Annotated in this window: 28 protein-coding genes; 14 read left to right on the plus strand and 14 right to left on the minus strand. The window is 72.0% G+C overall.

Annotation, left to right across the window (positions count from 1 at the left end):
- Positions 1-4: 4 nt before the first annotated feature.
- Entirely contained in the window at positions 5-79 is a 75-nt protein-coding gene (locus tag NP095_RS15325) for a 50S ribosomal protein bL37 (protein WP_369797015.1), read from the plus strand.
- Positions 80-140: 61 nt separating this feature from the next.
- On the opposite strand, the gene rsrA is transcribed toward NP095_RS15325, so the two are convergent.
- The 4 genes from rsrA to NP095_RS10885 all read right to left on the minus strand — a co-directional run bounded on the left by rsrA (position 141) and on the right by NP095_RS10885 (position 2,545).
- Positions 141-407, minus strand: coding sequence for a mycothiol system anti-sigma-R factor (gene rsrA, locus NP095_RS10870; RefSeq protein WP_232418879.1), 267 nt, complete (start codon positions 405-407; stop codon positions 141-143).
- Complete coding sequence (locus NP095_RS10875) at positions 404-1,018, minus strand: sigma-70 family RNA polymerase sigma factor (RefSeq protein ID WP_232418877.1); 615 nt, start codon at positions 1,016-1,018, stop codon at positions 404-406. The genes rsrA and NP095_RS10875 overlap by 4 nt, the downstream gene beginning before the upstream one ends.
- Positions 1,019-1,102: 84 nt before the next feature.
- Positions 1,103-1,810 carry an SOS response-associated peptidase gene (locus tag NP095_RS10880; protein WP_232418875.1) on the minus strand — a complete coding sequence of 236 codons (708 nt, stop codon included), beginning with the start codon at positions 1,808-1,810 and terminating at the stop codon, positions 1,103-1,105.
- 84 nt (positions 1,811-1,894) lie between these two features.
- Positions 1,895-2,545 carry a hypothetical protein gene (locus NP095_RS10885; protein ID WP_232418874.1) on the minus strand — a complete coding sequence of 217 codons (651 nt, stop codon included), beginning with the start codon at positions 2,543-2,545 and terminating at the stop codon, positions 1,895-1,897.
- Between the two features lie 320 nt (positions 2,546-2,865).
- On the opposite strand from NP095_RS10885, the gene NP095_RS10890 reads away from it, so the two are divergent.
- The 9 genes from NP095_RS10890 to cls all read left to right on the plus strand — a co-directional run bounded on the left by NP095_RS10890 (position 2,866) and on the right by cls (position 12,125).
- Entirely contained in the window at positions 2,866-5,364 is a 2,499-nt protein-coding gene (locus NP095_RS10890) for a sigma-70 family RNA polymerase sigma factor (protein WP_232418873.1), read from the plus strand.
- Between the two features lie 43 nt (positions 5,365-5,407).
- Positions 5,408-5,893, plus strand: a complete 486-nt coding sequence (locus tag NP095_RS10895; protein ID WP_232418872.1) for a DoxX family protein — start codon at positions 5,408-5,410, stop codon at positions 5,891-5,893.
- Entirely contained in the window at positions 5,890-7,149 is a 1,260-nt protein-coding gene (aroA, locus tag NP095_RS10900; RefSeq protein ID WP_232418871.1) for a 3-phosphoshikimate 1-carboxyvinyltransferase, read from the plus strand. Before NP095_RS10895 ends, aroA begins: the two co-directional genes overlap by 4 nt.
- The gene (gene rsgA / locus NP095_RS10905) at positions 7,146-8,123 is read left to right on the plus strand and encodes a ribosome small subunit-dependent GTPase A (protein WP_232418870.1); all 978 of its coding nucleotides are present in this window, start codon (positions 7,146-7,148) and stop codon (positions 8,121-8,123) included. The genes aroA and rsgA overlap by 4 nt, the downstream gene beginning before the upstream one ends.
- A 34-nt stretch (positions 8,124-8,157) precedes the next feature.
- Positions 8,158-9,054 (plus strand): histidinol-phosphatase, encoded by an 897-nt coding sequence (hisN, locus tag NP095_RS10910; protein ID WP_232418869.1) that lies wholly within the window; start codon positions 8,158-8,160, stop codon positions 9,052-9,054.
- Between the two features lie 74 nt (positions 9,055-9,128).
- A complete protein-coding gene (locus NP095_RS10915) occupies positions 9,129-9,557 on the plus strand; it encodes a CBS domain-containing protein (RefSeq protein ID WP_232418868.1) in 429 nt (142 codons plus the stop codon).
- 93 nt (positions 9,558-9,650) lie between these two features.
- A complete protein-coding gene (locus NP095_RS10920; protein WP_232418867.1) occupies positions 9,651-10,229 on the plus strand; it encodes a PadR family transcriptional regulator in 579 nt (192 codons plus the stop codon).
- Positions 10,219-10,626: an alternative ribosome rescue aminoacyl-tRNA hydrolase ArfB gene (gene arfB / locus NP095_RS10925; protein WP_232418866.1), complete on the plus strand. Its 408-nt coding sequence runs from the start codon at positions 10,219-10,221 to the stop codon at positions 10,624-10,626. The genes NP095_RS10920 and arfB overlap by 11 nt, the downstream gene beginning before the upstream one ends.
- 32 nt (positions 10,627-10,658) lie before the next feature.
- Complete coding sequence (cls, locus tag NP095_RS10930) at positions 10,659-12,125, plus strand: cardiolipin synthase (protein WP_232418865.1); 1,467 nt, start codon at positions 10,659-10,661, stop codon at positions 12,123-12,125.
- A gap of 3 nt (positions 12,126-12,128) precedes the next feature.
- On the opposite strand, the gene NP095_RS10935 is transcribed toward cls, so the two are convergent.
- Positions 12,129-12,554, minus strand: coding sequence for a CAP domain-containing protein (locus NP095_RS10935; RefSeq protein ID WP_232418864.1), 426 nt, complete (start codon positions 12,552-12,554; stop codon positions 12,129-12,131).
- 99 nt (positions 12,555-12,653) lie between these two features.
- Complete coding sequence (locus NP095_RS10940) at positions 12,654-12,974, minus strand: hypothetical protein (RefSeq protein WP_232418863.1); 321 nt, start codon at positions 12,972-12,974, stop codon at positions 12,654-12,656.
- An 88-nt stretch (positions 12,975-13,062) separates the two neighbouring features.
- Here NP095_RS10940 and NP095_RS10945 point away from each other — a divergent pair, with 88 nt between their 5' ends.
- A complete protein-coding gene (locus NP095_RS10945) occupies positions 13,063-13,245 on the plus strand; it encodes a hypothetical protein (RefSeq protein ID WP_232418862.1) in 183 nt (60 codons plus the stop codon).
- An 11-nt stretch (positions 13,246-13,256) separates the two neighbouring features.
- On the opposite strand, the gene NP095_RS10950 is transcribed toward NP095_RS10945, so the two are convergent.
- From NP095_RS10950 to NP095_RS10960, 3 genes are read right to left on the minus strand one after another with little or no spacing between them, the layout of a single operon-like run.
- Positions 13,257-13,961, minus strand: a complete 705-nt coding sequence (locus NP095_RS10950) for a VIT1/CCC1 transporter family protein (RefSeq protein ID WP_232418861.1) — start codon at positions 13,959-13,961, stop codon at positions 13,257-13,259.
- Between the two features lie 38 nt (positions 13,962-13,999).
- The gene (locus tag NP095_RS10955; protein WP_232418860.1) at positions 14,000-14,491 is read right to left on the minus strand and encodes a DUF456 domain-containing protein; all 492 of its coding nucleotides are present in this window, start codon (positions 14,489-14,491) and stop codon (positions 14,000-14,002) included.
- The gene (locus NP095_RS10960) at positions 14,488-15,639 is read right to left on the minus strand and encodes an acyl-CoA dehydrogenase family protein (protein ID WP_232418859.1); all 1,152 of its coding nucleotides are present in this window, start codon (positions 15,637-15,639) and stop codon (positions 14,488-14,490) included. Before NP095_RS10960 ends, NP095_RS10955 begins: the two co-directional genes overlap by 4 nt.
- A gap of 34 nt (positions 15,640-15,673) precedes the next feature.
- On the opposite strand from NP095_RS10960, the gene NP095_RS10965 reads away from it, so the two are divergent.
- Positions 15,674-16,702 carry a Gfo/Idh/MocA family protein gene (locus NP095_RS10965; RefSeq protein WP_232418858.1) on the plus strand — a complete coding sequence of 343 codons (1,029 nt, stop codon included), beginning with the start codon at positions 15,674-15,676 and terminating at the stop codon, positions 16,700-16,702.
- 12 nt (positions 16,703-16,714) lie between these two features.
- Here NP095_RS10965 and NP095_RS10970 read toward each other — a convergent pair whose 3' ends face one another.
- Positions 16,715-17,734 (minus strand): zinc-dependent alcohol dehydrogenase family protein, encoded by a 1,020-nt coding sequence (locus NP095_RS10970; protein WP_232418857.1) that lies wholly within the window; start codon positions 17,732-17,734, stop codon positions 16,715-16,717.
- 133 nt (positions 17,735-17,867) lie between these two features.
- On the opposite strand from NP095_RS10970, the gene NP095_RS10975 reads away from it, so the two are divergent.
- Positions 17,868-19,514, plus strand: coding sequence for an alpha/beta fold hydrolase (locus tag NP095_RS10975; protein ID WP_232418856.1), 1,647 nt, complete (start codon positions 17,868-17,870; stop codon positions 19,512-19,514).
- A gap of 23 nt (positions 19,515-19,537) precedes the next feature.
- On the opposite strand, the gene NP095_RS10980 is transcribed toward NP095_RS10975, so the two are convergent.
- On the minus strand, positions 19,538-19,909 hold the full coding sequence (locus tag NP095_RS10980) for a MarR family winged helix-turn-helix transcriptional regulator (protein ID WP_232418855.1): 372 nt from the start codon (positions 19,907-19,909) through the stop codon (positions 19,538-19,540).
- A 159-nt stretch (positions 19,910-20,068) separates the two neighbouring features.
- Here NP095_RS10980 and NP095_RS10985 point away from each other — a divergent pair, with 159 nt between their 5' ends.
- The gene (locus tag NP095_RS10985) at positions 20,069-21,154 is read left to right on the plus strand and encodes a substrate-binding domain-containing protein (RefSeq protein WP_232418854.1); all 1,086 of its coding nucleotides are present in this window, start codon (positions 20,069-20,071) and stop codon (positions 21,152-21,154) included.
- Here the strand turns inward: NP095_RS10985 and NP095_RS10990 are convergent.
- Genes NP095_RS10990 through NP095_RS11000 form a run of 3 tightly spaced genes read right to left on the minus strand, consistent with a single transcriptional unit; the run spans position 21,091 to position 23,252 of the window.
- Positions 21,091-21,885: an urease accessory protein UreD gene (locus tag NP095_RS10990; RefSeq protein ID WP_232418853.1), complete on the minus strand. Its 795-nt coding sequence runs from the start codon at positions 21,883-21,885 to the stop codon at positions 21,091-21,093. The genes NP095_RS10985 and NP095_RS10990 overlap by 64 nt on opposite strands.
- Complete coding sequence (gene ureG / locus NP095_RS10995) at positions 21,863-22,600, minus strand: urease accessory protein UreG (protein ID WP_306173258.1); 738 nt, start codon at positions 22,598-22,600, stop codon at positions 21,863-21,865. Before ureG ends, NP095_RS10990 begins: the two co-directional genes overlap by 23 nt.
- Positions 22,593-23,252 carry an urease accessory UreF family protein gene (locus NP095_RS11000; RefSeq protein ID WP_232418852.1) on the minus strand — a complete coding sequence of 220 codons (660 nt, stop codon included), beginning with the start codon at positions 23,250-23,252 and terminating at the stop codon, positions 22,593-22,595. Before NP095_RS11000 ends, ureG begins: the two co-directional genes overlap by 8 nt.
- Between the last annotated feature and the right edge of the window lie 5 nt (positions 23,253-23,257).

Raw genomic sequence — 23,257 nt, forward strand, 5'->3', positions numbered from 1 at the left:
GACCATGGGCAAGACCGGTCGCAAGCGTCGGGCACGCCGCAAGAAGGGCGCAAACCACGGCAAGCGCCCCAACGCGTGAATCGTGCCGAGAAGAACGAAACCCCATCCGGTCGGATGGGGTTTCGTCGTTTCTCCAGGTGTCAGGGCATGGTCTCGGTGCGAATCTCGACCTGCACCGACCGGATGCGGTAGAGCACCTTGTCGCGCAGCGGCGGGGGCGCCGTCTCGGTGCACGAGCGTCCCACCAGGGACTTCACGATCTCCTCGAGGTGGTACTCGGTGAGGCAGTCGGAGCAGTCGTCCAGGTGCGACTGGATCTCGTGGCAGCTGGCGCCGTCGAGCTCGTGGTCGATGAAGTTGTAGAGATTCCTCAGAGCCTTGTCGCAGTCGGGTCCGTCGCAGCTCATGAGGCGTCACCTCCCGTCGGAACCTTCATACCTCGCTCGCGTGCGTAATCCGTGAGCAACTCGCGCAGCTGGCGCCGGCCACGGTGCAGTCGCGACATCACGGTGCCGATCGGCGTGTCCATGATCTCGGCGATCTCCTTGTAGGGGAAGCCCTCGACATCGGCGAGGTACACCGCGTAGCGGAAGTCCTCGGGCAGCTGCTGCAGGGCGTCCTTGACGTCGGAGTCGGGCAACCGCTCGAGCGCCTCCATCTCGGCCGACTTCATGCCGGTCGAGCTGTGGGCCGCGGCCGCCGCGATCTGCCAGTCCTCGATCTCGTCGGTGACCTGCTGCGGCTGGCGCTGCTTCTTGCGGTAGTGGTTGATGTACGTGTTCGTCAGGATCCGGTACAGCCACGCCTTCAGGTTCGTGCCGGGCTTGAACTGGTGGAAGGCGCTGAACGCCTTCGCGTACGCCTCCTGCACCAGATCCTCGGCGTCCTGGGGGTTGCGAGTCATCCGCAGCGCGGCGGAATAGAGCTGGTCGAGGAAGGGAAGGGCGTCGGCCTCGAATCGGGCCTGGCGCTCCTCCTGTGTCTCGGTCGAGGGGTCCACGACGGTGTCGTCAGTCATCGCCTCCCAGCCTACTGTGGCCGGTCGTACGGGGCATGCGAGCATTCGATCCTCCTGTGAGGTCAAACCGTCGGAGCCGCGCGGCTATTCCCCGTCCAGCGGCAGCGGCTCGACGAGCTCGGGCCCGTTGTTGCGCACGTTGTTGACCGCGGTCGAGACCGGCCAGGCCCGCAGCGCGCCCGGCGTGGCGGGCACGAGGTGCTCCAGAGCGTCGGGCCACGGCTCGGCCGCCAGCCACCGGCTCGCGATCTCTCCGTCGACGATCAGGGGCGCGCGATCGTGGATGCGGCCGTCCTCACCCTCGGCCGACGTCGTGAGGATCGTGTAGGTCAGCAGCCACTGTCCCTGCGGGTCCTTCCAGAACTCGTAGAGCCCCGCGAGGCCCAGTCCACCCTCGGCGCTCATGAAGAAGGGCTGCTTGGGCGGGCGCTTGCCGTCCGCGCCGGCCTCGGGCTGGTACCACTCGTAGAACCCGTCCGCGGGCACGATGGCGCGCCGCTTCGCAAAGGCCTTCCGGAACGAGGGCTTCTCCGCGACGGTCTCACTGCGCGCGTTGATCAGCCGGTTGCCGATGGCGGGGTCCTTCGCCCACGACGGGACCAGCCCCCACTTGGCGGTGACGAGCTCACGCCGGAACGTGTCGTCCTTCGTGCGGCCGACGACCAGCGGGGCCAGCTTCGTCGGGGCGAGGTTGAAGTCCGGTCCGGTGTCGGTGAACAGGTCGCCGACGTCGGCCTCGAAGTCGTCGACCAGGTTCGCCGGGGTCCGCGAGGTCGCGTAACGGCCACACATGCGGCCATCGTAGGCACGCGCGCGGCCCACCGGACCGATCCGGCGGGTTCCGCCACACCCGAGATGGTGGCGGAGCCCGCCGGCTCACCCGGTGAGCGCGTCGACCACCCAGGTCACGTCCTGCGCTGCGGCAGGCAGCAACTCGAGCCACACCCGCGGGGGCGGGGACTCGAACGTGCGACGCAACAGGATCGAGACGAGGTTCATCGTCGGCTGGTCCAACCGGTCTCGGTCGGCCAGGACGCAGAACCGTCGGGGGGTCAGATGGGCGATCACCTCGTCGCCGGGGAAGGCGGTGCGCAGGGCGACGCTCACGTCAACCGCGTGCAACGTCGACTCCAGCGCATGGCCGGACTGCCGGTGCAGCTCGACCACGAGGAGCCCGTGGCGATCCGAGACCGTCGTGTCGTCCCGGATGGCGCCGCGATACAGCGCGTCCAGGCTGTGGCGCAGGTGCGCCACGGTCGACAGTTGGGTCAGCGGATCCTCACAGGACGTCTCGAGTTGCAGCACTCGAGACGTCTCGGCCCACGCCACGGCGACCCCGCGGACCATCGCGAACGATGGCTCGAGGCCGTCGAAGGACCTCTCCACGCGGTCCAGGACCTCGTGAAGGGGAACTCCCAGGGACGCTGCACTCGCTCCCACCTCGTGTGCAACGTCCACCGCGTCCACCCGGCCGGCACGGACTGCCGAGTCGAGTTCGAGATAGTTCACGTCGTCGAACGGGTTCATCCGTGCCTCCTCTCTCATGCCGGGCGGAATCGCCGTGTCACAAGGAGGAGACGCCCATCACGTTGCCCTATGACGCGGTTTTTCGCAGGATAATTTGGACATCTGCCCCAGTTGATGGAGTGCGCGACGGCCGCGCTCGGAGGCCGATCGGCGGGTAACCGGCAGTTCAGCCCGTCGCCCCGGCCCGAGACGACACCGGAAGTGGTCCCGATGAGCCACCGGAAGGCAGGGACAGCAGCGGGTTCAGCCCCCTAGACTGTCTGCGAGGTTCACCGTGGCCGCACATGGTGACCGCTTGACCGGGCGAGAGGGGGCAGGCCGTGTCGGTTGACGCACGCACCTCACCCCTGGGCGATGAGCGCAGTGACGCCGACCTGTTGAGCGCCGTCCGCACCGGTGACCAGGCGGCGTACGGCGAGCTCTACGGCCGCCACCAGGTGGCCGCCATGCGACTGGCTCGTCAGCTGATGCGCGGCCCCGACGCGGACGACCTCGTCGCCGAGGCCTTCACGAAGGTCCTCGTCACGATCCAGAACGGCGGCGGCCCCCAGGAGTCGTTCCGCGCCTACCTGCTGACGGCCGTCCGGCGCCTGCACGTCGACCGCATCCGTGCCGTGACCCGCGAGCGTCCGACCGACGACCAGTTCGAGCTCGACGGACGCGTCGAGTTCGTGGACACCGCCGAGCTGGGCTTCGAGCGCACGACGACGGCCGAGGCCTTCGCGTCCCTGCCCGAGCGCTGGCAGATGGTGCTGTGGCACCTCGACGTCGAGGGCCAGAAGCCCGCGGACATCGCCCCCATGCTCGGCATGAGCGCGAACAGCGTCTCGGCCCTGGCGTACCGCGCCCGTGAGGGCCTGCGCCAGGCCTACCTGCAGAAGCACCTGGTCCCCGCGACCACGCCCGACTGCCAGTTCGCCATCGGCAACCTGGGCGCCTTCGTCCGCGGCGGACTGTCGCGCCGTGACTCCGGCAAGGTCCAGCGTCACGTCGACGAGTGCCGTGCCTGCATGGGTCTGTACCTGGAGCTGCAGGACTTCAACCACGGCCTCGCCGGGATCCTGGCTCCCGCGATCCTCGGGACCGCGGCCTCGGGCTACCTGCAGGCAGCGGGCGGCTCGGGCGTGCTGGCCGGCGCCGCGGGCGCCCTGCGCCAGAGTGGCGGCTCCGCCGGCGGAGGCGCCAGCGCCGTCGGAGGCTCGACGTCGGGCGTCATGGGCGTCCTCGGCACGATCGGGCCCGCGGGGATCGCGGCCGGCGCGGCGGCGAGTGTCGTCGTGATCGCCGGCGCGGCAGCCCTGTTGACCGTCGAGTCGCCGCCGGCCCTCGAGACCACCACCCAGGCCTCCCGTCCGGGCATGGCGACTCTTCCCGGCGAGGGCCCGTTCGACCCCGCTCCCCCGGGCGTCGGCCCGGTCCAGGACCCCGGCGTGTGGCAGGACGCGCCCGAGACCTCCGACGACGCGGACGACTCGCCGCCGGACGAGCCGGTGCCCGACGAGTCCTTCCCGGAGGAGCCGCCGCTCCCGGACGTGCCGCTGCCGCTGCCGACGGACGAGCCGCCGCCGCCGACGGCCGAGCCGCCGCCGCCGACGGCCGAGCCCTCGACCAGCCCCACCGCCGAGCCGACCCAGGGACCCACCGAGCCCACGACCGAGCCCACGCAGGGACCCACCGAGCCCACGACCGAGCCCACGCAGGGACCCACCGAGCCCACGACCGAGCCCACGCAGGGACCCACCGAGCCCACGACCGAGCCGTCGCCGGAGCCGACCACGGAGCCCACCGCGGAGCCGACGTCCCCGCCGACGTCCGACCCGACGAACGAACCCACCACGCCGCCGACCTCGGACCCCACGCCGGAACCGACGACGATCCCCACGCCGACGCCGACGCCGACCTCGGACCCCACGCCGGAACCGACGACGATCCCCACGCCGACGCCGCCGACCTCGGACCCCACGCCGGAACCGACGACGATCCCCACGCCGACGCCGCCGACCTCGGACCCCACGCCGGAACCGACGACGATCCCCACGCCGACGCCGCCGACGTCTGAGCCCACGTCGACGCCGCCCACGACGGAACCGACCACCGAACCCACCACGTCGCCGACTTCGGACCCCACGCCGGAACCGACGACGATCCCGACGCCGACGCCAACCACGGAACCCACGACTCAGCCGACCACCGAGCCGACCACCGAGCCGACCACGGAACCGACCACGGAACCGACCACCGAACCGACCACGGAACCGACCACCGAACCGACAACCGAGCCGACAACCGAGCCGACCACGGAACCGACCACCGAGCCGACCACGGAACCGACCACCGAGCCGACCACGGAACCCACCACCGAGCCGACCACGGAACCCACCACCGAGCCGACCACGGAACCCACCACCGAGCCGACCACGGAACCGACCACGGAACCGACCACGGAACCGACCACGGAACCGACCACCGAGCCGACGCCCGGCCCCGTCGACAGCGCGGTCTCGGGCCTGGCGCGGGCGGGGTTCTTCTCCGTGAACCTCGACTTCCGGGTCGGCCGCGGCGCCGTCGAGGGCCAGCGAGTCTCCGTCCGGGTGGCCTTCACCGGAGGACTGCCGAACATCGAGCTCGTCACCGGCTGGACCGCGGGATGGGACTGCGAGCGTGCGTCCGCCTTCAGCACGGAGATCACCTGCACCCACCAGGTCTCGGCCAACCGCACGGTCCCCTCCCTGCGACTGGGCACGCTGACCCCGTTCCCCGCGGGCACCTTCACGGTCACGAGTGCCGGGCGCAGCATGTCGGGCGCCTTCGGCAGTTGAGCGTCGCCTCGGCACGGCGGCCGTCCTGCGGCATGATGAACCCATGACTCTCCTGCGTGCGGTGGCCCGTCCGATGCTGGCGACGATGTTCATCTCCGGCGGGGTGATGGCGTTGCGCAAGCCCGACGCGTTGGCCGCGAAGGCCCAGCCCGTCACCGACGTCCTGCGCAAGGTGGCTCCCCAGGTCCCCCTGTCGGCCAAGAACCTGGTTCGCCTGAACGGGGTCGTGCACGTCGCGGCCGGCGCGACGCTGGCCACCGGACGGCTGCCGCGGACGTCCGCCCTCGTCCTCGCGGCCACGATGCCGGCCACGACCGTCACGGGTCACCCGTTCTGGAACGAGACCGACCCCGTGGCCCGGCGGAACCAGTTCACGCACTTCATGAAGAACATCTCGCTGACCGGCGGACTCCTGCTGTCGACGCTCGACCCCGACCCGCACAAGCCGTGGCTGGGTTCGCGTGCCGCCCATCGCGCCGTCGCGGCGAAGGACACCGTCGTCGACCAGATCAGCGACTTGCGGGGATGACCGACTGGCGTGCCCCGCGGGTCGCAGGCGCGGTCCAGTCCGACGTCCTGCTTCCCGGATCGAAGTCCCAGACCAACCGCGCCCTCGTCCTGGCCGCGATCTCGGACGGACCCAGCGTGGTCCGGCTGCCCCTGGTCGCCCGCGACACCGAGCTGATGGCCTCGGCCCTGGCGTCCCTCGGCGCCCGACTCGACCGCGACGCCGACCAGTGGACGATCGAGCCGATCACTCCCGTCGAGTCGGCCGCGGTCGACTGCGGACTCGCCGGCACCGTGATGCGCTTCGTCCCGCCGGTCGCCGCGCTCGGCACGGGACCCGTGCGCTTCGACGGCGACCCCCGAGCCCGTGAGCGTCCGATGGGCACCACGATCTCCAGCCTGCGTGACCTGGGCGTGCAGGTCGACGACGACGGCCGCTCGACCCTGCCCTTCACCGTGCACGGCGCCGGCGAGGTCCGCGGCGGATCGCTGACCGTCGACGCCTCGGCCTCGAGCCAGTTCGTGTCCGCCCTGCTGCTGGTCGCCCCGCGGTTCCGCGAGGGCCTCGACCTGCGGCACGAGGGCGGGTCGCTGCCCTCGCTGCCGCACGTCGCCATGACGGTCACCGAGCTGCGCCGTCGCGGAGTCGTCGTCGACGAGTCGCCCGGTCGCTGGCAGGTCCATCCCGGGCCCGTCAAGGCGCTCGACGTCACCATCGAGCCCGACCTGTCCAACGCCGGCCCCTTCGTCGCCGCCGCCCTCGCGACCGCCGGTCGCGTGCGGGTGCGCCACTGGCCCGAGCAGACCGACCAGGCCGGCGACGCCTGGCGCGACCTCGCCGTGGCCTTCGGCGGCACGGCCGAGCGGGACGGGGACGACCTCGTCTTCACGGGTCCGGACCGCCTGCGCGGCGTCGACCTCGACCTGCACGACGTCGGCGAGCTGACCCCCGTGGTGGCGGCGCTGGCCGCGCTTGCGGACACGCCCAGCACGCTGACCGGCATCGCCCACCTGCGCGGCCATGAGACCGACCGGCTCGCGGCCCTGGCCACCGAGATCAACCGCCTCGGCGGCCGGGTGGACGAGCGCGAGGACGGCCTCGTCATCTCGCCCGCCCCGCTGCACGGCGGATCCTTCGCCACCTACGAGGACCACCGCATGGCGCACGCCGGCGCGGTCATCGGCCTGCGCGTCGACGACGTCACGGTCGAGAACATCGGCACCACGGCCAAGACCTACCCGGGCTTCGCCGACGACTGGATGCGGGCGGTGTCGTGAGGGACGAGCACGACCAGTACGAGCGGCCCCGTCGGCGCACCCGGCCCCGCACGAAGGACCGGCCGGACTACTCCGACGCGGTGGTCGCCATCGTCACCACCGTCGACCGCGGCCGCTACACGCTGCTGCTCGAGGACGGCACCGTCGTCACGGCGATGAAGTCGCGTCCCCTGGGCCGTCAGGGTGTCGTCGTGGGCGACGAGGTCCGCATCGTCGGCGACGTCTCCGGCGCCCCGGGCAGCCTCGCGCGCATCGTCGAGGTGCTCGAGCGGCGCACCGTGCTGCGGCGCAGCGCCGACGACGACGATCCGATCGAGCGGGTCGTCGTGGCGAACGCCGACCAGCTGGTGATCGTCACGGCGCTGGCCGACCCGCCCCCGCGACCGGGCCTGATCGACCGTTGCCTGGTGGCGGCGTACGACGCCGGCATGGACCCCGCGGTCTGCCTGACCAAGGCCGACCTCGCCCCGGCCGAGGACGTCGTGGCGCAGCTGGCGCCGCTGGACGTGCGCATCGTGACCACGCGCCTCGACGGCGACCTGGACGACCTGCGCGACCTGCTGCGCGACCGCACCAGCGTGCTGATCGGGCACAGCGGCGTCGGCAAGTCCACGCTCGTCAACGCTCTGGTCCCGGACGCTCACCGCACGACCAGCCACGTCAACGTGGTCACGGGCCGCGGCCGCCACACCTCGACCTCGGCGATGATCCTGCCGCTGCCGTTCGGCGGTCGGATCGTCGACACCCCCGGCTTCCGGTCGTTCGGCCTCGCGCACGTCGACATCGAGCGGATCCTGCGCGCCTTCGCCGATCTCAACACCGCGGCACGGGACTGCCCGCGCGGGTGCACCCACCTGGCCGAGGCGCCCGAGTGCGCCCTCGACACGGCCGCCGCGAACGGCGAGATCGACCCGGCGCGGCTCCAGTCGTTCCGCCGGATCATGGCCAGTCGCTCCCTCGCCGACGAGTACTGACCGGAGCGCGGACCCCAGACCGTAGGCTGACCCCATGGCCAACCCGTACCTCGACGACCTGCGACTGGCCCACGTCCTGGCCGACTCCGCGGACAACCTCAGCATGGACCGCTTCGGCGCCCTCGATCTCGAGGTCTCGACGAAGCCGGACATGACGTACGTGACCGAGTCCGACCGCGCCGTCGAAGACGCGATCCGCCGCACCCTCAAGACCTCGCGCGGCCGCGACATCGTGCTCGGCGAGGAGTCCGGCGAGATCGAGGGGACGTCCGAGAACTCCGAGCGGCGCTGGATCGTGGACCCGATCGACGGCACCTCCAACTTCGTCCGTGGCGTCCCGGTGTGGGCCACGCTCATCGCCCTGGAGGAGGCCGGCGAGATCGTCGTCGGCTGCGTCTCGGCGCCGGCCCTGGGTCGCCGCTGGTGGGCCATGAAGGGCGACGGCGCCCACACGGGCAAGTCGTTCCGCCAGACCCGCCCCATCCACGTCTCCGCGGTGCGCGAGCTGACCGCTGCGTCGATGTCGTACTCCTCGGCGCCCAGCTGGGACCAGATCAACCGGCAGGGCGAGTTCGACGCGCTGCTGCGCCAGTGCTGGCGCACCCGGGCCTACGGCGACTTCTGGTCGTACATGCTCGTGGCCGAGGGTGCGGTCGACATCGCCGCCGAGCCCGAGCTGAACCTGTGGGACATGGCCGCGCTCGACATCATCGTGCGCGAGGCCGGCGGTCAGTTCACGAGCCTGGCCGGCGAGCCCGGACCCTGGGGCGCCAACGCCGTCGCGACCAACGGACGGCTGCACGACGCGGTCATGGCGTATCTGGGCCACTTCCCCGACGACGGCTCGGTCTGGGCCGACGAGTCCGGCGACTCCTCCGACGAGCCCGTGGCCGACAACGTCACGCGACTGCGCTTCAACCGCGACGACTGAGTCCCGCCCGCGAGACGGGCCCCTGCTCTTCGGCAGTGATCAGCGTTACACTGCCGAGCAACCAAGGAGGCCCCATGCGTGTACGCGACGTCCTCACTGCCAAGGGCAGTGCCACCGTCCTGACCATCTCGCCCGACGCCACCGTGGACGAGCTGCTGGACATGCTCGCCGAGCACAATGTCGGCGCCCTGGTGGTCAGCAGCGACGGCCGCTCGATGGGCGGGATCGTCTCCGAGCGCGACGTCGTGCGCAAGCTGCGCGGCCTGGAGCACCCGCGCTCGGCGACCGTCTCGCAGATCATGACGACCGACGTCCAGGTGTGTGGGCCCGAGGACTCCTTCGGCTCGCTGATGAGCACGATGACCGACCACCGCGTGCGCCACGTGCCGGTGATCGAGAACGACGAGGTCGTCGGGATCCTCAGCATCGGGGACGCCGTGAAGTTCCGGATGGACCAGCTGGAGTTCGAGCGCGACCAGCTCTCGAACTACGTGCAGGGCTGAGTTCGGACCCACCGCGCCGCCGTCGCCGGACCGTCGACCTATCGTTGACGTGTCGACGACGGCTGTCGTCGTGCCGAACCGAGAGGGACGATCATGCATCGCACCGAGCACCGACCTGCCGGGCGCCCCCGCCACCCCCACCGCTCGCGGCGCAGTGGTCCGCGCGACTTCGACTGGGAGCTCGGTCCGGGCCGCTCGGGACGCGGTGGGCGGCGCGGACGCAAGGGCGGCGACGTGCGTGCGGCTGCGCTGCTGCTGCTGGCCGAGGCACCGGCGCACGGCTACAGCCTGATCCAGCAGATCGCCGCGCGCAGCGACGGCGCCTGGTCCCCCAGCCCCGGGTCGATCTACCCGGTGCTGCAGCAGCTGGAGGACGAGGGCCTGATCGAGTTCACGCGGGTCGAGGGGCGCAAGACCGCGAGCCTGACCGAGACCGGCGCGGCCTACGTCGAGGAGAACCGCGAGGCGCTCGGCGAGCCCTGGGACTCCGAGCAGCTCGGCCGGGGCATCCCCGCGGAGTCCGCCGCGCTCAACACCGCGCTCAAGTCGCTGATGTCCGCGGCACGCCACGTCATGACCGACGGCTCCCCCGCCCACCAGGCCCAGGCGGCCGCGATCGTGGCCGACACGCGCCGGCGGCTGTACGGCCTGCTCGCCGACGATGAGTCCTGACCGGCCGGTCGTCCGACTCCCCGAGTCGGAGCTGACCTGGCGCTTCAGCCGCTCGTCCGGACCCGGGGGCCAGCACGTCAACACCACCGAGACCCGCGCGGAGGTCCTCTGGTCCCCCGGCGAGAGCAGCGTCCTCACGGCGGACCAGAAGGCGCGGGTCCTCTCGCGGTTGCGCGGACGCCTCGTCGACGGCCAGCTGTCGGTCGTCGCCTCGGCGCACCGGTCGCAACTGCGCAACCGTGAGGACGCGGTGCAGCGGCTGGAGGAGCTGGTCGCGGAGGCGCTGCGCCCCGTGAAGAGCCGCCGGCCCACCCGGCCCACCCGTGGGTCCGTCGAGCGGCGACTCGACGCGAAGAAGCGGCGCAGCCAGATCAAGCGCGGCCGGCGCGAGTGGTGACCGAGCGGTCCCGCCAGCGGTAACGTGCGGCCATGAGCGAGGTCGGCACGATCCTCTCGGTGGTCGCCGTGGTCGCCCACTTCGCGATCAACATCGCCGCGATCGGGTTCATCCCCGAGGGTCGCCGGCCCCAGACCGCGATGGCGTGGCTCATCCTGATCGCCTTCGCGCCGTTCGTGGGCGCGCTCGCGTTCCTGTTCTTCGGCAGCGCGCGCATCGGGCACCACCGCCACCGCGAGCTGACCGCCGCCAATCGCGTCATCGCCCAGGAGACGCGCGGGCTCACCGCGCCGGTCCCCGCCGACGCACCCGACTACGTCGCGCCGCTGGTGCTCCTGAACCGCCGTCTGGCGTCGATGCCGCTCACCGCCGGCAACCACGTCACGCTGCTGCCGGACTACCAGGAGTCGATCGACGAGATGATCGCGGCGATCGACCTGGCCCGCGAGCGGGTCCACGTCGAGTTCTACATCGTGGCGCTCGACGAGATGACGACGCCGTTCTTCGACGCCCTCGACCGCGCGACGGCCCGGGGGGTGACCGTCCGGCTGCTCTTCGACCACCTCGGAACCCGCCGCATCAACGGCTATCGAGCGCTCAAGCGGCGGCTGGCCGCGTCCGACATCGAGTGGCACCTGATGATGCCGCTGCTGCCCCTGAAGGGTCGCTTCCGCCGGCCCGACCTGCGCAACCACCGCAAACTGCTCGTCGTGGACGACGTCGTCGGGTTCACCGGCTCGTTGAACCTGACCCATCCCTCGTACGACAAGCCGAAGAACCGCAGGATCGGCCGCGCGTGGGTCGAGCTGTGGTGCCGGGTCGAGGGCCCCGTGGTGGCCACGATCGACGCGCTGTTCAGCGCCGACTGGGCCCTCGAGACCGGCGAGGTCCTCGACATCACGACCCACGAGGTCGAGCAGTCGCCGCACTCGTCCCGCGACGTGGTGGGCGTGGCCGCCCAGCTGATCCCCAGCGGGCCGGGCTTCGAGGAGGAGAACAACCTGCGCCTGTTCACCTCGCTGCTCTACAACGCGCGCCACCGCATCTCGCTGACCAGCCCGTACTTCGTCCCGGACGAGACGCTGCTCTACGCCGTCACCACCGCCGCGCAGCGCGGAGTCGACATCGAGCTGTTCGTCAGCGAGCAGGCCGACCAGTTCATGGTGGGGCACGCGCAGGCGTCGTACTACCGCGAGCTGCTCGAGGCCGGCGTCCGCATCTGGCTCTACCCGGCCCCACTCGTGTTGCACGCCAAGCACCTGAGCATCGACGACGACATCGCCGTCCTGGGCACCAGCAACATGGACATGCGCTCGTTCGCCCTGAACTACGAGATGATCCTGCTGCTGCCCGACGCGATGGTCGTCCAGCAGATCAGGAAGGTCGAGGACAGCTACCGCGCGGCGTCACGCGAGCTGACGCTCGAGGAGTGGACGCGGCGTCCGGCCCATCTTCGGTTCGTGGACAACGCGATGCGCCTCACCGCGACCCTGCAGTGAGACTCAGGCGGGCCGGCCGAAGAGCTGCACGGTCCACGTGTGCCCGCGGCCGTCGCGCACCATGCCGATGCCCAGGCGCGTGTACTTGCGGCTGAGCATGTTGTGACGGTGACCGGGCGAGTTCAGCCACCCGCGGATGTTGGACCGGGGCGTCCTGAACCCGTGCGCCACGTTCTCGCCGACGGCGCGCGCGTTGCACCGGCGCAGCACCGCCGAGAGGTTCTGGTGGAACATTCGCTGCTGGGCGGCCATCCGCCGGGCCTGGCGCTGGGCGTACCGGTCGAGGCACGAGTCGAAGCGCAGCGTGCCCAGGCCCCGCGCGTGGCGCGCGCTGTTGGTCAGGTCGTGCAGCCGCTGGTCGAACGTGCTGGGCGACATCGTCGTCGCCGAGGCCGGCGCGGACGGAACCGCGGCCAGTGCCGTGGTCATGACTAGAGCGACGAGAATCCGACGCATGACTACCTCCCGAGTGTCAGGAGGTCATCGTAGTCACATGTGATGTGTCACACACCACCCATGAGAACCAGGTCACGTCCCGGAGTAGCCGTTCAGCAGTGAGTAGAAGACGATGACGGCCACGGCGGCCGCGGCCAGGCCCGCGGCGGCGCCGACGGCGATCCGGTGTCCGAGACGGCGTCCCTCACCGGCGATCGCCGGGACGAAGACCCACAGCAGTGCCCCGACGAGGATCATGACGAGCACGAAGACGGGCAGGATCGCGCCCTCGTTCGTCTCATCGAAGACGGCGGCGGTCGCGGGGAACAGGCCCAGGGCCAGCAGCAGCAGGACTCCGACGATGGCGATCCGGCGGTAGCCCCGACGCTCCGAGGGTGTGTACGAGTCGTCCATGGGCCCGAACCTAGAGGCCCGGGCGCGGTCGCGCACCTGCGAGAACCTGCCGGGTGAGGCACGATCGGACACAGCGAAGGAGGCCACCATGACCATCGACCCGGAAGAGCCCCAGACGACCGCCGACCCGGACCTCATCCCCACGGCCGAGCCCGCCGACGCCGCCGACCAGCAACGCGATGCCTGGGACGACGAGGACGACCAGGACGGCGCTGCCGTCCCGGACGCCGACCGATCGGTCCCGTTCGACGAGGACGAGCCGACCGACTGACTGACGAGCGGCTACACGATGCCGCTGGAGCCCAGCAGGCGCCCGATCACGTAGGTCAGAGCCAGCGCCAGCGCGCCGCCCACCACGAGCCGCATGGCGGCCCGACTCTTGACCCCGCCGCCGATCTGGGCCGAGATGGTGCCGGTCAGGGCCAGCGCCACGAGCACCGTCGCGAACGTGACCACGAGGCGCGCGTCCTGGCCGGTGGCCAGCATCGCCACGAGCGGCAGCAGGCCGCCGACCGTGAACGCCACGGCGGAGGAGAACGCGGCATGCCACGGACTGACCAGGTCGTCGGCGTCGATGCCCAGCTCGACCTCGAGGTGCGCCGCGAGCGCGTCGTGCGCGGTCATCTCGCGCGCCGCCCGACGAGCGGTCGCCTCCTCGATGCCGCGATCCTGCAGCATCTCGACGAGCTCCTCGAGCTCACCCTCGGGGTCATCGCGCAGCTCGCGGGTCTCCAGCCCGATCATGTGCTCCTCGCTGTCGCGCTGGCTGCTGACCGAGACGTACTCCCCCAGCGCCATCGAGACCGCGCCGCCGACGAGCGCCGCGGTGCCCGCGGTCGCGATGGCCCCGGTGTCGCTCGTGGCGCCGGCCACGCCGACGACGAGGGAGGCCACGGACACGATGCCGTCGTTCGCGCCCAGGACCCCGGCGCGCAGCCAGTTCAGCTTCTGCGAGGTGAAGTCCGCGTGCGGCTCGTCGACGCTCATACGGGCAGCGTAGGCCGCCTCGGGGCGACCCCGCCCACTCAGAGGCGGACGACCAGCACGGCGACGAGCCAGGCACCCGCAGTCAGCAGGGCGCCCGTGAGCTCGACGAGGATCGCGATGCCGGTGGCGCGCAGCGCGTGGCCCGTGGCGCGGCGCGCCGCCGGCTCGTCACCGAGCCGGTGCAGCTCCGACAGGTACGTGCCCCCGACGAAGCCGACGAAGAGGCCGACGACCGGAATGACGAAGAAGCCGACGACGCCCAGGACCGCGCCCACGACGAGGCTGCGGTTCGGGATGCCGCGCCGCTGCAGGTAGCGACCGGCCAGCAGGTACTTCAGCCCCATCCCGACGATCGCCAGCACGAGCGCGAGGGCCGCCACCGTCCATCCCGTGGCGCCGCCCGTGACGACACCCCAGACGATGACGGCGCCGCCGACGACGAAGCCGCCGGGGATCACCTGGACGATCGCGCCGGCCAGACCGACGACGATGACCAGGGCGATGAGCAGGTCGAAGGCGACGCCGCTCACGAGAAGGCGCTGATCCCGGTCTCGGCCCGCCCGATGATGAGCTTCTGGATCTGACTGGTGCCTTCGTAGAGGGTCATGACCCGCGCATCGCGCATGTACTTCTGCACCGGGTACTCGTCGACGTATCCGTAGCCGCCGAAGACCTGGATCGCGAGGTTCGCCGCCTTGACGGCCTGCTCGGAGGCGTAGAGCTTCGCCTTGGACGCCTCGATGCTGAACTTCTCGCCGCGATCGATCAGGTCGGCGGCGCGCCACGTCAGCAGTCGCGCGGCGTCGGCGTCCACCGACATCTCGGCGATCATGTCCTGGACCAGCTGGTACGACGCGATCGGCCGGCCGAACTGCTCGCGCGCGGTGCTGTACTCGATCGACGCCTCGAGGCAGCCCTGGATGATGCCCACGCAACTGGCCGCGATGCCGACGCGGCCCTTGTCCAGCGACGTCATCGCGATGCGGAAGCCCTGACCCTCCTCACCCAGCAGGGCGTCGGACGGCACGCGCATGCCGCTGAAGGACAGCGCCGCGGTCGCCTGACCACGCAGGCCGAGCTTGCCCTTCACCTCGGTCGCCTCGAAGCCGGGCGTGTCCGTCGGGACCAGGAAGGCGGACACACCCTTGGGACCGGGGCCTCCCGTGCGGGCGAAGACCAGCGCCACGTCGGCCCACGTGCCGTTCGTGATGAAGATCTTGGAGCCGTCGATGACCCACTCGTCGCCGTCGCGCACGGCGCGCGTGCGCAGGTTGCCGGCGTCCGAGCCGTTGTCGGGCTCGGTCAGACCGAAGCAGCCCAGCAGCCGGCCCGAGGCGATCCCGGGCAGCCAGCGCTGCTTCTGCTCCTCGCTGCCGAACTGCAGGACCGACTTGCCGAACAGCCCCGTCGAGACCGAGACGATGCCGCGGATCGCCGAGTCGGCCCGGCCGAGCTCCTCCATCGCGAGCACGTAGGTGACGTAGTCGCCGCCGATGCCGCCGTACTCCTCGGGGATCGTCAGGCCCATGAAGCCGATGTCGCCGAGCTTGGGGATGATCGCGGTGTCGACCGACTCGACCCGGTCCCATTCGGCGCGGTGGGGCACGACCTCGCGGTCGAGGAATTCACGGGCGAGAGCGCGAAAGCCGCGCTGGTCCTCGGTGAGCGTCAGATCCATGCCCTGATCCTGCCATCGCCCTACGATGCAGGGCATGGCACTTCCCTCAGCTCGGACGCCCGATCCCCGCGACGCGCCCGCCCTGCGCTGGGGAATCCTCGGAGCCGGGCACATCGCCGCCGCCATGACCGAGGCGCTGCTGGAGGGCACCACGCAGCAGGTCGTCGCGATCGGATCGCGCGATCACGAGCGGGCCCGCCGGTTCGCCGAGCGCTTCTCCCTGGCCCGGGCGCACGGGTCCTACGAGGAGCTCGTGGCCGATCCCGAGGTCGACGTCGTGTACGTCGCCACCCCGCACTCGGAGCACCGCGACCATGCCCTGCTCGCCATCGCGGCGGGCAAGCACGTCCTGGTCGAGAAGGCGTTCACCCGCACCACCGACGAGGCCGCCGAGGTCCTGGCCGCCGCCGAGGCCGCGGGGGTGACCTGCGTCGAGGCGATGTGGTCCCGCTTCCTGCCCGGCTACGACGTGGTGCGCCGGACCGTCGAGGAGGGCGTGCTCGGCGACGTGCGCCTCATCGAGGCCGATCACGGTCAGCTGCTGTACCCGGACGGACCCGCGCGGCTGGCGGCACCCGAGCTGGCCGGCGGCGCGCTGCTCGACCTGGGCGTCTATCCGGTGCACCTCGCCGCGATGCTCATGCCCCTGATCGAGGACGTCCGCGCCGTGGGCACCCTGACCCCGCTCGGCGTCGACGAGCACGAGACCATCGCCCTGCGCGGCGCCGAGGGGACCGTCGCGGCGCTCACGGCCTGCATGTCGGCCTCCACCCCGACCACCGCCGGCATCGCCGGCACGCGGGCCCGCCTCGAGCTGGCCGGCCCGTTCTACCAGCCCACGGCCATCCGCCTGGCGGACCCGACGGGCCGGACGCTCGAGGTCTGGGAGCCCGAGGTCTCCGAAGGTCACCTCGGGCTACGGTACGAGGCGGTCGAGCTGGCCCGCTGCGTCGCGGACGGCCGCCGCGAGTCGTCCCTGCTGCCGTGGGACGAGACCCTCCGCGTCATGGGTCTCATGGACGAGGTGCGGGCCCAGCTGGGCGTGCACCTGCCGGGTGACTGAGTCCTCACCGGCTCACGGCCAGAGCAGCGCCTTGATGGCGCGGCGCTCGTCCATCGCCCGGTAGCCCTCGGCGGCGTCCTCCAGCGGCAGCTGCAGGTCGAAGACCCGGCCCGGGTCGATCTCGCGGTTCCAGATGAGGTCGATCAGCTCGGGCAGGAAGCGCCGCACCGGCGCAGGCCCGCCGTGGAGGTGGACGCCGGCCATGAAGAGCGGGCCGCCGGGAATCGCGACGTCGTGCGAGACGCCCACGAAGCCGACGTGGCCACCGGGTCGCGTCGCCCCGATCGCCTGCATCATGGACTCCTGCGTTCCCACCGCCTCGATCGTCGAGTGCGCGCCCAGGCCGTCCGTCAGCTCCTTGATCCGGACGACCGCGTCGTCGCCGCGCTCGGTCACGATGTCGGTGGCGCCGAACTCCCGTGCCAGCGCCTGCCGGTCCTCGTGGCGGCTGCAGGCGATGACCCGGTCGGCCCCGAGCCGCCGCGCCGCCAGGATCCCCATCAGGCCGACGGCGCCGTCCCCCACGACGGCCACGGTCTTCCCCGGCCCGGCCTCCGCGGCGACGGCCGCGAACCATCCGGTGCCCAGCACGTCCGACGCCGTCAGCAGCGACGGCAGCAGGTCCTCGTCGGGCATCGCGGGGGTCGCCACGAGCGTGCCGTCCGCCAGCGGGATCCGCGCACGCTGGGCCTGGGTCCCGATCGCCCCCATCGGCACGCGGTGCACGCAGTAGGCCTCGTACCCGGACCGGCAGATCTCGCACGTGCCGTCCGAGGCCCAGAACGAGCCCACGACGAAGTCACCACCCTTGATCGTGCTCACCTCGGGACCCACCTCCTCCACGACACCGACGTACTCGTGACCCATGACCTGGTCGTGGACGGACTCGGCGCCGCGGTACGGCCACAGGTCACTGCCGCACACACAGGCCGCGGTCACCGCGATGATCGCGTCGGTCGGCTCCTCGATCCGCGGGTCGGGCCGGTCCTCGACCCGGACGTCGCCGGGCTCGTGCATCACGACTGCGCGCATGGGTTCTCCTCCGTCGTTCGCGGTGCGCCGGGCGCATCGACCGCTTCCTCCATGGAAACCCGGTACTGCGCGGACCGCGACCCGCGGCCCGATCTGACCGATGACCGGCGGGAGCCGCACTACGGTGGACGCAATGCGCACCGACCGAGCCTCCGGCCGCGGAGCCGCCGTGCTGGTCGCCGCAGCGACCTTGGCGGGCGTCGTCGCGATCGCCCGCCCCCTCAGCGCGGTCGACGCCCTGCTGGTGGTGACCGTGGTCGGGCTCGCCGTGGCCGGACTCCACGAGCTGGTCACGACCCGGTCGGCGCGTGACCGGCTGATCGGAGCTCTCCTGGTGGCGGCGGCGGTCGTGCTCGCGGTGCGCCCGGTGTGGGGAGTCCGCGCCCTCGTGACGGCCCTGGGAGTCGTCCTCATCGGCGAGGGACTCCTGGCCGTCCATCGGCGCCGGTCGTGGTGGGACGCGGCGTGGGGCACCGGACTCGTCCTGCTGGGCCTGCTGGCGCTGGCCTGGCCCGACATCTCGGTCTTCGTCCTGGGGGTGCTGCTGGGAGTGCGGCTCGTCCTGGTGGGCTTCCCCGGCCTCGCGCGCGCGCTCCCCCGTCCGGTCGCCGCGACGCTCGTCCTCGTCACCGCGCTGGCGCTCTGCGGCTACACCGTCGTCATCACGTCGACGTCGCCCGAGCCCGGCCGCTTCTACACCGCGCCGGCCGACACGCCACGCTCGCCGGGACTGCTGCTGCGCGCCGAGCCGTTCACCACCGACGTCCCCACCGGCGCCCGAGCGTGGCGCATCCTCTACAGCACCACGCGCGCCGGCGACGAGCCCACGATCGCCAGCGCCGTCGTCGCTGTCCCGGACGACCAGCTCATGTCGCGCACGCCGGTCATCGCGTGGGCGCACGGCACGACCGGCCTGGAGTCGCGGTGCGCTCCGAGCCTGCGCCAGCGCAACACGGTGGGCGCGGGCGGCATCGCCGCCGTGCACGCGGCGCTCGATCGGGGTTGGGCCGTCGTCGCCCCGGACTATCCCGGACTGGGCACCGGCGGGGTACAGCCCTACCTGATCGGATCGGGCGAGGCGCGCTCCGTGCTGGACGCCGTGCGCGCGGCCCGGCGCATCCCCCAGCTGAACCTGGGTCGCCGCACGGTCGTGTGGGGCCACTCCCAGGGCGGTCACGCCGCGTTGTGGACCGCCATGACGCAGCCCGACTACGCGCCCGACGTCGCCCTGTCAGGCGTCGCCGCCGTCTCGCCCGTCAGCAACCCGACGACCTTCCTGCGCGACCTGCAGCGCCGGCCCGTGGGCACGATCTTCGTCGCCTATGCGCTGGCCGCCTACGAGGCCACGTACGACGACGTCGACGTGGACGACCACGTCCGGGCCAGCGCGCAGCTGCCGATCGACCGCATCGCGAGCCGCTGCCTGCGCTCCAAGGCCTCGCGGGTCTCCCTGACCCAGGCCCAGGTGATGGCCGACCGCTTCGTCGCGGGCTCGCTGTACGACGGGGCACTGGCCCGCCGGCTGAGCGAGAACGACGCGACGGGCGCCATCACCTCCCCGCTGCTGATCGCCCAGGGCGAGCGCGACCGGGTCGTCACCCTGCGGCTCCAGGACGACTACGTGCGCGACCGCTGCGCCGCCGGGCAGTCACTGGACTACCGGACCTACGCCGGCCGGGGCCACGGCGACCTGCTGCGGGAGGAGAGCCCGTTCGTCGACGAGCTGCTGGACTGGACCGCCGACCGGTTCTCGTCCAAGCCGACCACGACGACCTGCTGACCGGACCGGTCGATTCGGAAGGCTCAGGAGCGAGACGCGGGGACGTCGAGGTCTTCGGCGACCGCGGCCTCGATGTCGTGCACGCGAGCCGCAAGCTGCTCGCCCAGGCCCGAGAGGGCCACGACGGCGCGCCGCTTGTCGGCCGGGTCGACACGCCGGATCACCAGGGCGTGCTCGACGAGGTGATCGACGTGCCGGGTCAGGCTGGCAGCCGGCAGCACCGCCAGCTCGGCGAGGTCGGTCATCCGCAGTCCCGGCTGCTCCCGCAGGGCGGCGAGCACCTGCCACTGCTCGAAGGTCAGGCCCTGTTCGGACAGCACCGGCAGCACGGCACGACGCAGCGCCGACTCGGCGTGCTTGAGCCGCAGGGTCGCGCCCATGGGGTGGTGCAGCATCGTGGTCTCCCTCCTCGCGATCACGATACTGCCGTCTGGAACCATCCGGTACGGCCCTCGCGTCACACGCTGTTACATCGTCGTGAAGTCATGTGTCGGGCCCGTGACGATTGCCGTCGCCCCCTCGTGACCGTCGCCTCCGGCGCGCAGACTGGGCGGGTGGTCACCCCCGCCATCGCCACCTCCGAGTCGCGCCTGCGCGTCGCCTTCGTGGTGCCGTTGCAGGGACCCACGGGGATCTACGGCCCCTCGTGCCTGGCCTGCGGCGAGCTCGCGACCGAGCAGCTGAACGCCCATGACGGCATCGCCGGGCGCGAGGTCGAGTTGGTGGTCGTCGACGCCGGCCGCCAGCCCGAGGTCGTGGCGGCCGAGGTGGACGCGCTGGTCACGTCCGGCGCGGTCGAGGCGGTCGCGGGCTGGCACATCTCGGCCGTGCGCCAGGCGATCACCCGCCGCATCGGCGGCCGGGTCGTCTACGCCTACGCCGCGATGCACGAGGGCCGCGACGACACTCCCGGCGTCTTCATGCTGGGTGAGCGACCGATCAACCAGCTGCTGCCGGCGGCGCACTGGATGCGCGAGGAGCTGGGCGTGCGGCGGTGGGCCGTCGTCGGCAACGACTACGTCTTCCCGCGGGTCACCGGCGCGACCGCGCGCCTCGCGCTGCGGGACACGGCCTCGCAGGTCGTCAGCGAGACCTACGTCCCGCTGGGCACCCGGGACTTCGACGGCGTGCTCGAGTCACTGCGCGGCGAGCAGGCCGACGGCGTCATCATGCTGCTGATGGGCCAGGACGCGGTGCACTTCAATCGCCAGTTCGCGCGGCAGGGCCTGGACGACCGACTGGCCCGGCTGAGCCCGGCGGTCGAGGAGAACACGCTCCTCGGCGGTGGCGCCGACGCGCACCGTGGCCTCTATGCCGCCGCCGCGTACTTCGACGGACTCGACACCGTCGAGAGCCACGAGCTGGCCACGGACTACCACCGCCGATTCGGGCCGTGGGCGCCGGCGCTGAACGCCGTCGGCGAGTCCTGCTACGAGGCGATCTGGTTCCTCGGCCGGCTCGGCCGACGCTGCGGCGGGGTGGGCATGGACGCGATCGCCGGGTTCGAGTCGGGCACCTTCTACGACGGTCCACGCGGCCTGATGCGCCTGGACGGGAACCTGCTCGACCAGGACGTCTACCTCGCCAAGGCCGACGGGATGCAGTTCCGGGTCGAGGAGCAGATCGCCCGCACGAGCTGACGCGCCTGAGCCCACGCCTCGTGGGGCACGGCCAGGTGGGCCTCGTCGGCCAGGTGCCGCACCATCGTGCCGCATCCTTCGAGCTCGAGCCGGGTCCCCGCGGTCGTCGGGGGCAACCGGTCCCCCACCACCGTGACCGTCCCCATGACCCGTGCGCCCAGGAGCAGCGGACCGGACCCGGGACCGACGTGCAGCGACTCCAGGAGCACCGGGATGTCACGGGGCCCGAGGACGGTCAGGTCCTGCGCGAGGACTCCCGGACGCTCTCCGTGGCGCCCGAGGACGAGCATCTCGCGCAGGGCCAGCCGTGCGTCCCAGCCCAGCCGCACGCGGGTCCGCCGGTCGACCCGCGCGCCCTCGGCGACGACGAAGGGCTCGCCGGCCCACACCAGGCTCGACGCGGCGTCCAGAGTGATGTCGACGTCCCAGCGCGCGCGCCCGCCGTCCATCGCGTAGGCCACGGTGCCGGCGGGCTCGACCAGCTCGAGGTGGGCGCCCGGGCCGACGACGACCTCGATCCGCACGGCGTCGCCGGCCAGCAGCAGGGCGCCCTCCGGCACGAGTGAGACCCGGGCGCCGTCCTCGTCCGAGCTCAGCAGCATCGGTCGCACGAGCGGTCGGTCTGCCGGTCCCGAGCACCCCAGCAGCACCTCACACCCTCCGCCGGCCTCGGGCCGGCGCACCTCGACGCGGGTCAGGCTCGAGGTCTCACACGTGGACGTGGTCGTCATCGGCGCCGCCGTGGGTGTGCGCCGTGCCGTCGGCATGGAAGTGGGCCGCCATCGGTCCCGGGTCCTCCGGGACGAGCATCCCCGCCCGGTGCGAGCCGAGCTGCTCGAGCAGCCAGGACGTCAGCGCGCCGACGGACTCCTCGTCACTGCGCGACAGGGCGATCACGGGACGGCCCTCCCGGACGGCGCCGGCGTCCGCCACCATCTGCTTCGCGTCGACGCCGACGTACGGCGCCAGATCGGTCTTGTTGACGACGAGCAGGTCGGCGCGGGTGATGCCGGGACCGCCCTTGCGCGCGACGTCACCTCCGCCGGCCACGTCGATGAGGAAGATCTGGGTGTCCACCAGCGCCGGCGAGAACGTGGCGGTCAGGTTGTCGCCACCGGACTCGACCAGCACGAGGTCCAACGGGGCGAAGTCCTCCTCGAGCTCCTCGACCGCCAGCAGGTTCGCCGTGATGTCGTCGCGGATCGCGGTGTGCGGGCAGGCGCCGGTCTCGACGGCGCGGATCCGCTCGGGATCGAGCACGCCGGCCGAGCGCAGGAAGCGCGCGTCCTCGTCGGTGTAGATGTCGTTCGTGATGACGCCGATCCTCAGCAGGTCGGCCAATCGTGAGCAGACCAGGGCGATCAGCGAGCTCTTGCCGGTGCCGACCGGGCCGCAGACCCCCACGCGCAGGGCTCGGGACGACGGGCTCATGGGTGCTTCAGGCACTGAACAACCTCCTGGTGGTGGCGGCATGGGCCTGGGCCCACGCCTCGATCCGGGGTGCCCCGGCGGCCGGGATGCCGGCCGGGGTGGTCAGGTGGGCGACGTCGGCGGCGAGCCGGTCGACCGCGGGCAGGGCGGCAAGGACCCACGCGGCGACCTCGGCCGGGTCGAGCGGCAGCAGCTTGAGCGCTGCGGCGGCGACCGTCTGGACGTCGTCGTAGCCCACGAGACGAGCCAGTGCGCAGGCGTCGAGACCGGCCGCGTCGGCCGCCGCCCCCAGCACCACCGCCCGCGACGTGCCGCGTGGCAGCGCGGCGATGGTCGGGTGCTGGGGCCACAGTCGCGAGACCAGCCGCGTCAGGGCGCGGCCCATGGCCCGGGACGTCGCGCGCATGGCGGCACTGGGCGTTCGCGCGGCCCAGGCCAGCTCGACCGCGTCCAGCGGCAGGCCCGCCCGCACGTGGTGCAGGGTCACGACTGCCGTGGCCGCCTCGACCCGCGTGACGGTGGCGAGTCGCAGCGCGATGAAGTCGGGCACCTGCCCGGCCGCGAGGCCCGACTCGACGGCCGGCTCGAGCTGGGCCGACTGCGTGTGCCCCGCGGTGGGCAGGCGCGCGTCGGCCAGCAGCATGAGCATCAGGTCGGGCGAGGTCATGGCGC

Source organism: Aeromicrobium duanguangcaii (assembly GCF_024508295.1).
Classification (GTDB): Bacteria; Actinomycetota; Actinomycetes; order Propionibacteriales; family Nocardioidaceae; genus Aeromicrobium; species Aeromicrobium duanguangcaii.

Bases quoted from the DNA above. Each gene is read 5' to 3' on its own strand.
- NP095_RS10975 (WP_232418856.1), top strand. From the start codon at position 17,868: ATGCGCACCGACCGAGCCTCCGGCCGCGGAGCCGCCGTGCTGGTCGCC.
- rsrA (WP_232418879.1), bottom strand. From the start codon at position 407: ATGAGCTGCGACGGACCCGACTGCGACAAGGCTCTGAGGAATCTCTAC.
- NP095_RS10970 (WP_232418857.1), bottom strand. From the start codon at position 17,734: ATGCGCGCAGTCGTGATGCACGAGCCCGGCGACGTCCGGGTCGAGGAC.
- NP095_RS10940 (WP_232418863.1), bottom strand. From the start codon at position 12,974: ATGGACGACTCGTACACACCCTCGGAGCGTCGGGGCTACCGCCGGATC.
- NP095_RS10875 (WP_232418877.1), bottom strand. From the start codon at position 1,018: ATGACTGACGACACCGTCGTGGACCCCTCGACCGAGACACAGGAGGAG.
- aroA (WP_232418871.1), top strand. From the start codon at position 5,890: ATGACCGACTGGCGTGCCCCGCGGGTCGCAGGCGCGGTCCAGTCCGAC.
- NP095_RS10935 (WP_232418864.1), bottom strand. From the start codon at position 12,554: ATGACCACGGCACTGGCCGCGGTTCCGTCCGCGCCGGCCTCGGCGACG.
- NP095_RS10980 (WP_232418855.1), bottom strand. From the start codon at position 19,909: ATGCTGCACCACCCCATGGGCGCGACCCTGCGGCTCAAGCACGCCGAG.
- NP095_RS10960 (WP_232418859.1), bottom strand. From the start codon at position 15,639: ATGGATCTGACGCTCACCGAGGACCAGCGCGGCTTTCGCGCTCTCGCC.
- NP095_RS10920 (WP_232418867.1), top strand. From the start codon at position 9,651: ATGCATCGCACCGAGCACCGACCTGCCGGGCGCCCCCGCCACCCCCAC.
- NP095_RS11000 (WP_232418852.1), bottom strand. From the start codon at position 23,252: ATGACCTCGCCCGACCTGATGCTCATGCTGCTGGCCGACGCGCGCCTG.
- hisN (WP_232418869.1), top strand. From the start codon at position 8,158: ATGGCCAACCCGTACCTCGACGACCTGCGACTGGCCCACGTCCTGGCC.
- NP095_RS10885 (WP_232418874.1), bottom strand. From the start codon at position 2,545: ATGAACCCGTTCGACGACGTGAACTATCTCGAACTCGACTCGGCAGTC.
- NP095_RS10895 (WP_232418872.1), top strand. From the start codon at position 5,408: ATGACTCTCCTGCGTGCGGTGGCCCGTCCGATGCTGGCGACGATGTTC.
- arfB (WP_232418866.1), top strand. From the start codon at position 10,219: ATGAGTCCTGACCGGCCGGTCGTCCGACTCCCCGAGTCGGAGCTGACC.
- NP095_RS10915 (WP_232418868.1), top strand. From the start codon at position 9,129: ATGCGTGTACGCGACGTCCTCACTGCCAAGGGCAGTGCCACCGTCCTG.
- cls (WP_232418865.1), top strand. From the start codon at position 10,659: ATGAGCGAGGTCGGCACGATCCTCTCGGTGGTCGCCGTGGTCGCCCAC.
- NP095_RS10990 (WP_232418853.1), bottom strand. From the start codon at position 21,885: ATGACGACCACGTCCACGTGTGAGACCTCGAGCCTGACCCGCGTCGAG.
- NP095_RS10880 (WP_232418875.1), bottom strand. From the start codon at position 1,810: ATGTGTGGCCGTTACGCGACCTCGCGGACCCCGGCGAACCTGGTCGAC.
- NP095_RS10945 (WP_232418862.1), top strand. From the start codon at position 13,063: ATGACCATCGACCCGGAAGAGCCCCAGACGACCGCCGACCCGGACCTC.
- NP095_RS10965 (WP_232418858.1), top strand. From the start codon at position 15,674: ATGGCACTTCCCTCAGCTCGGACGCCCGATCCCCGCGACGCGCCCGCC.
- NP095_RS10950 (WP_232418861.1), bottom strand. From the start codon at position 13,961: ATGAGCGTCGACGAGCCGCACGCGGACTTCACCTCGCAGAAGCTGAAC.